This window comes from Brachybacterium sp. B718/18, assembly GCF_055454375.1.
Window position 1 is genome coordinate 1 of record NZ_JBVDDO010000007.1, and the last position, 5,614, is coordinate 5,614.

General features: G+C 73.9%; 6 protein-coding genes. 3 read left to right on the forward strand and 3 right to left on the reverse strand.

Translation table 11 applies throughout. The features are described 5' to 3' along the window. Window positions 1-44: 44 nt before the first annotated feature. On the reverse strand, window positions 45-722 hold the full coding sequence (locus ACZCAH_RS11475) for an HAD family hydrolase (protein ID WP_464341205.1): 678 nt from the start codon (window positions 720-722) through the stop codon (window positions 45-47). Continuing rightward, complete coding sequence (locus ACZCAH_RS11480; RefSeq protein ID WP_464341206.1) at window positions 719-1,852, reverse strand: YlbL family protein; 1,134 nt, start codon at window positions 1,850-1,852, stop codon at window positions 719-721. The genes ACZCAH_RS11475 and ACZCAH_RS11480 overlap by 4 nt, the downstream gene beginning before the upstream one ends. 136 nt (window positions 1,853-1,988) lie before the next feature. Here ACZCAH_RS11480 and ACZCAH_RS11485 point away from each other — a divergent pair, with 136 nt between their 5' ends. Together ACZCAH_RS11485 and ACZCAH_RS11490 are read left to right on the forward strand one after the other, a co-directional pair. After that, window positions 1,989-3,587 carry a zinc-dependent metalloprotease gene (locus ACZCAH_RS11485; protein WP_464341207.1) on the forward strand — a complete coding sequence of 533 codons (1,599 nt, stop codon included), beginning with the start codon at window positions 1,989-1,991 and terminating at the stop codon, window positions 3,585-3,587. Continuing rightward, window positions 3,577-4,164 (forward strand): NUDIX hydrolase, encoded by a 588-nt coding sequence (locus ACZCAH_RS11490; protein ID WP_464341208.1) that lies wholly within the window; start codon window positions 3,577-3,579, stop codon window positions 4,162-4,164. The genes ACZCAH_RS11485 and ACZCAH_RS11490 overlap by 11 nt, the downstream gene beginning before the upstream one ends. An 80-nt stretch (window positions 4,165-4,244) precedes the next feature. On the opposite strand, the gene ACZCAH_RS11495 is transcribed toward ACZCAH_RS11490, so the two are convergent. Beyond that, the gene (locus tag ACZCAH_RS11495) at window positions 4,245-4,877 is read right to left on the reverse strand and encodes a M48 metallopeptidase family protein (protein WP_464341209.1); all 633 of its coding nucleotides are present in this window, start codon (window positions 4,875-4,877) and stop codon (window positions 4,245-4,247) included. A 530-nt stretch (window positions 4,878-5,407) separates the two neighbouring features. Between ACZCAH_RS11495 and ACZCAH_RS11500 the strand changes: the two genes are divergently transcribed. After that, window positions 5,408-5,566, forward strand: a complete 159-nt coding sequence (locus ACZCAH_RS11500) for a DUF5679 domain-containing protein (protein ID WP_010551122.1) — start codon at window positions 5,408-5,410, stop codon at window positions 5,564-5,566. Window positions 5,567-5,614 lie beyond the last annotated feature (48 nt).

Sequence of the window (5,614 nt, forward strand, 5' to 3'; positions counted from 1 at the left end):
CCCACACCCGGCGGGATGGAGGGGGGACCGGCGGGCCGCTCATCTCAGTCCACCAGCACGCCGCGCTCAGCGAGGACGCGCCGCGCGATCACCGTGCCGTCCTCACCGCCCTCGCCGTTGCGGGGCCAGCGGTGGGCGTGGAGGCCGAGCGCACGGGCCGCCTCGACGTTGTCCGCGCGGTCGTCGAAGAACACGACGGCCGAGGGGATCGACACCCCGCCGGTCTCGTGCGCGAGGGCGTCGAGCAGGATCCGGTAGATCTCGGCATCGGGCTTCATCACCTTCTCCTCTGCGGAGATCACCGCGAAGGAGAACGCCTCGAACCAGTCGGTGCGGCGCACCGCCTCGCCGAAGGAGGCGGAGGCATTCGACAGCAGCACCAGGCGCACCCGCGCCCGGGCGAGGTCGTGGATCAGCTCGCGGGAGGCAGGGTCCAGGCGCAGGAAGTAGCGGTTGTCGGCGTCCTGCAGCTCCTCGATCTCCGCGGCCGTCAGCGAGTCGACGCCGACGGCGGCGGCGACCGCGCCCCAGTATTCCGCCGGGCTGGTCCGGCCCTCGTCGTAGGCCGGGCGGTGCGCCCACAGCGCCTCGGCGAGGACAGCGGGATCGCCGCCGAGCAGCTCGTGGAGGTCCGGGACCGGGTCGTGCCCGGCGGAGAGCACTCCCCCGAAGTCGAAGACGACGGTGGGGCTCGGCGGGGTGCGGCGGCGGTTCCTGCTCACTTCTCGATCACGTCCTCACAGGTGACCAGGCCCTCGGTGGAGCCGGTCTCGGCGATGGTCTCGGTGGCCTCGACGGCCTGGTCGAAGGTCTCCACGGCGACGACCTCGAGGCCGTCGGGCTCGTAGCCGACGACCTCCTGGCAGTTCGCGGCCGGCGCGAGGAAGAAGTCGGCACCCGTGTCGGACGCGCCGACCATCTTCTGGCGGATCCCGCCGATCGCGCCCACGGCGCCGTCGGCCGCGATGGTGCCGGTGCCGGCGATCGACTCCCCGCCCGTGAGCGCCCCCGGAGTCAGCTCGTCGTAGACGGCGAGGGAGAAGATCATCCCGGCGCTGGGACCGCCGATGTCGCCGACGGCGAGGTCCACCTCGAAGGGGAACTCGTAGCCGTCGGAGAGGACGATCCCGAGCCGCGCGGTGCCGTCGGCCTCCTCGGCGGGGACCTCCAGCTCGAGCTCCTCACCGTCGCGGCGCACGGTCATCGCGACCGGGCCGGCGGGGTCGGCGGCGCGGATCAGGGTGCGGAAGCCCTCGAGGTCCGCGGCGGTCTCCCCGCCGACGGAGACGATCACGTCGCCGGGCTCGAGGGTCCCGTCGGCGGGCCCGTCTTCCTCGACACCGGCCACGAGCACGGCGGGCTCGTACTCGATGCCGAGCGCGTCGAGCGCGACGGCGACCGCACCCTGCTGCGAGGTGCTCATCGAGGCGGTGTTCGTCAGCGTGGTCTGCTCGCGGGTCTGTCCCTCGGGGAAGACGGACTCCCGCGGTAGCACGGCCTGGCTGCGGTCGAACCACGCCCGGATCACCTCGACGGGGGTGACGGTGTAGCCGGGACCGCCGTCGACCGAGACGGTGGTCATCATCAGCTCGCCCTCGGTGGGGTGGGTCTCGGCCCCGGAGATCACGAGGATCTGCTCCTCCTCGTACTCGCCGAGCACGTCGACGGCGGGGCCGGGCCGCTCGACGACATAGGGCACGGGGATCACCGAGGCGCCGATGATCATCGCGCACAGCAGCAGGAGGGAACCGATCGCCCAGCCCGGCCGGGCCAGCTGCGCCTCCTCGAGCCAGCGGTCGCCGAGGGCACGGGCCCGGCGGAGTCGGGTGGGTCGGGAGGGGTCGGAGCTCACCCGCACATTGTGCCCCAGGGCCCTCGCGGGATCGGGGCGGGAGCGGATTGCGCTGTGGGCGGAGCGGCCGGGCGCGCCCTGCCCGGCCCCAGCCCCGCTCGGTACGCTGAGCGCCCACGCACTGCAGGAGGTGGCCATGACCGACGGCCCGATCCCGGGCGGCCCCGGGAACATGGACGAGGAGGCGCTGAAGCGCTTCCTGAAGGAGACCTTCGGGGGCGCGCTGCCCGACGGGGCGCTCGACGGGGTCGATCTCTCGGCCCTCGCCCAGCAGGCGAACCTGCCGCAGGACCCGGCGCAGCTGCGCGCCGCCGCCGCGCAGATGCAGCATCTCTTCGCCTCGCAGGGCGACGGCCCCGTGAACTGGCAGATGGCCGAGGATCTCGCCCGGCGTACCGCCGCGGGCCAGACCGGCGTGCCGGGGCTGCCGGAGCCCGTCGGCTCCCCCGGTGACCCGACGCCCTCCACCGCGACCGTCGCCGAGCTGCGCCAGGCGGCGCAGGTCGCTCGGCTGTGGCTGGACCCGGTGCTCGCGATCGACGTGCCTTCCGCGGAGCTGGGGGTGTTCAGCCGCGGCACCTGGCTGGTGCGCACCCTGCCGCACTGGAAGGGCATCGTCGAGCCGGTCGCGAAGTACATGGCGGGCGCGATCGGCGAGGCGATCGCCGCGCAGATGGGCGAGATGGGACGGATGGACGGGGCGGCCGCCGCGGGCCTGCCCGGCGGCGATCCCGCCGCGATGATGGAGCGGATCGGCGGCACCCTGTTCGGGGTGCAGTTCGGTCACGCGATCGGATCCCTCGCCCGGGAGGCGTCCGGCACCACCGATCTCTCGCTGCCCCTGGGCCGGGAGGGCGAGCCCGCCCTGGTCGCCGCGAACGTCGAGGACCTCATCTCCGCGCACTCGCTGGACCCCGGCGCCGCGCGCATCTTCCTCGCCGCCCGCGAGATCGCGCACACCGCTCTGTTCTCCGCCGCGCCCTGGTTGGGGAGGGCGCTGTTCTCGGCGATCGAGGACTACGCCCGCGGCATCACGCTGGACCTCGACGCCCTCGACGAGATGGTCAGCGGCCTGGACCTCTCCGATCCAGCGTCGCTGCAGGCGAGGCGGCCGGAGGAGATGTTCGTCTTCACCCGGCGCGCCTCCCAGGAGCGCGCCCTCGAGGAGCTCGCCACGACCCTCGCCCTCGTCGAGGGGTGGGTCGACCACGTCACCACCCGGGCGCTGGAGGGCAAGATCCCGCACCTGGACGCGCTGCGGGAAGTCCTGCGGCGGCGCCGCGTCGCCGGCAGCCCCGCCGAGCAGATGCTGTCCGGCACCGTCGGCATCGAGCTGCGCCCGCGGCAGGCTCGCGAGGCCCTCGCCTGGTGGGACAGCGTGCTCGCGACCGAAGGAGAGCAGGCGCGCGAGGCCAAGTGGGACCACCCGGACCTGCTGCCGAGCGCCGAGATGCTCTCCGGCCGCCCGCAGGCTCCGCAGGAGGCGCCCGAGGGAGAGGAGTCCGGCGACCTGGCTGCCGTGGAGATCCCCTCGGACTTCGATGCGGAGCTCGCGCGGCTCCTCGCCGGCGAGGACCTCGGCAGCGCGCCCCGCGAGGACGAGCAAGGCCGGGTGCTGCCCGAGGACCGGGACGGCTCCGCCGACGGGTCCGATGGGTCCGCCGACGGGCGGCCCGACGGCTCCGACGACGACACCGACGAGGGGTCCGAGGGCTCCGCCGACGATGACCGCTGAGGCCCTCGCGGAGATCGCCCGGGCCGCCACCGCGCCGTCGGGTCCGGAGCTGGCGTCGGAGTACGGCGACCTGTTGCGGGAGAATCCGCGGGCGCTGCACCGCGACGGCGGCCCGCGGCATCTCACGGCGAGCGCGATCGTCGTCGACGCCCCCGGCGAGCACGTCGCGCTGGTGTGGCATCGCAAGGGCCGCTTCTGGGTGCAGCCCGGCGGGCACCTCGAGGCGGGCGAGACCTCCTTCGAGGCGGCGGCGCGCCGCGAGGTCGCCGAGGAGACCGGGCTGGAGGACCTCGAGGCGGTCGGTGACGGCCCCGCCGTGCTGAACCGTCACGGACTCGATGCGGCCTTCGGCGCCTGCCATGAGCATTGGGACGTGCAGTACCTGCTGCGCACGAGACGCTCCGCGGCCGAGGAAACACTGCGGCCGAGTGAGGAGTCCCCCGAGGTGGTCTGGGTGCCCTGGCCCCTGCACGATACGGGGGCCGCCGAGACGGCGACCCTGCCCGAGGGCACGGTGCCGGATCTAGCCGCGAACCTGCGGCGTCTCGGCCGGCACCTGGCGGCGCAGGGCGCCTGAGCCGCTCCCGGCTCCTGGACCGCTCGTGGCCTCTGGTGGGCGACCGCCGTGCGGGCCGGTCCGGCTGGCGATGCCCGTCCTCAGTCGATCGCGGAGCCGTCCCCCGCACCGCTCCCCCGCGCCTCGGTCGAGGCAGGGCCTGCGGGCTGCCCGCCGTCAGGATCGGGCCAGTCCCGCGCCCAGGCGACTCCGGCGAGGAAGGCCTCCGCCCGCTCCGCCTCCGGATAGCGGGCCATGAGGGCGCGGAACTGCGGGCCGTGGCCGTCGTCGGCCAGGAGGTGGGCGAGCTCGTGCACGAGCACGGCGTGCACCACGTAGTCGGGCATCCCCTGCAACCGGGTGGAGAGCCGGATCGTGCCCTCGGCCGCGGTGCACGAGCCCCAGCGGTGCTTCTGGCGGGTGGACCACGTGACGGAGACGGGACGGGCGCGGCCCCCGAGGTAGCGCTCGCTGAGCTCGGCGGCGAGCTGCAGGAGGTGTGCATCACCCCGCGGGGCGGAGGTGGTGCGGCTCTCCTTCGCGGCGAGCTGGTCGAGCATGCGCCGCACCCACTGCTCCTCCTGCCGCCGGGAGAAGGCCGCCGGCATCGCGATGATCAGATCGCCGTCCCGCCGGGTGATCGCGACGGAACGGGTGCGGCGGCGCGAGCGACGCACCAGGACCCGCTCTCCGCGGGGTCCGCGCTGCTGCTCGAGGAGGACGGTCTCGGTCATGCACCCAGCCTGGCACGCGCAACGGCACAAACTTTCTCCGTCCACAGGTGTGCACGGCGAGATGGGCCACAGCATGCCTGTGACCTGCACCGTCGATCTTCCCTCCACAGCGGGTCCCGGCCCGTCCGCACCCTGTCCACAGTGCAGCGGCTGTTGTCCACAGTCGGTCCCCGGCCCGCCTTTGACCGCCGCCCCGAGTCCGGCTAGGTTTCCGTGGACGTGGGACCCCGGGATAACTAGTAGGACGCACACGGGGAAGGTGCGCGTGGTGCTGAGCGCCCCCGGGGTCCTACGGCCCGATCGGCGTCCAGCCCGGTCCGGGCGGACGATGCCGGCTCGCCGTGCGCACTTCCTCGGCTCCTCGCGGAGCCCCCTCGACCCGAAGCGCGCGGCGAGCCGTCGCCCTGTCCGCGGCGCGCCTGATTCGTGCGCGCCGGGAGTCCCCGTCTATGGTGGGTCGATCCCGCGTGCATCGCCTGAGCGATCGCGCCGGGGAACGGAATCACCATCGAGTCCCACGAGGAGCGAATATGGCCGACGAGACCTACGCCGGAGAGTTCTACTGCGTCAAGTGCCGCGAGAAGCGCGAGGCCGAGGGGAACGTCGTCGTCTCCAACGGCCGCCGCATGGCCAAGGCCGTGTGCCCCGAGTGCGGCACCAAGCTCAACCGGATCCTCGGCAAGGCCTGAGGACCGCTCCCGGGCCGCTTCTCGAGCGGCCCGGGGACCACGAAGGGG

Excerpts from the sequence above, each read along its gene's own strand:
- ACZCAH_RS11485 (WP_464341207.1), top strand. The coding sequence starts at position 1,989 with ATGACCGACGGCCCGATCCCGGGCGGCCCCGGGAACATGGACGAGGAG.
- ACZCAH_RS11490 (WP_464341208.1), top strand. The coding sequence starts at position 3,577 with ATGACCGCTGAGGCCCTCGCGGAGATCGCCCGGGCCGCCACCGCGCCG.
- ACZCAH_RS11495 (WP_464341209.1), bottom strand. The coding sequence starts at position 4,877 with ATGACCGAGACCGTCCTCCTCGAGCAGCAGCGCGGACCCCGCGGAGAG.
- ACZCAH_RS11500 (WP_010551122.1), top strand. The coding sequence starts at position 5,408 with ATGGCCGACGAGACCTACGCCGGAGAGTTCTACTGCGTCAAGTGCCGC.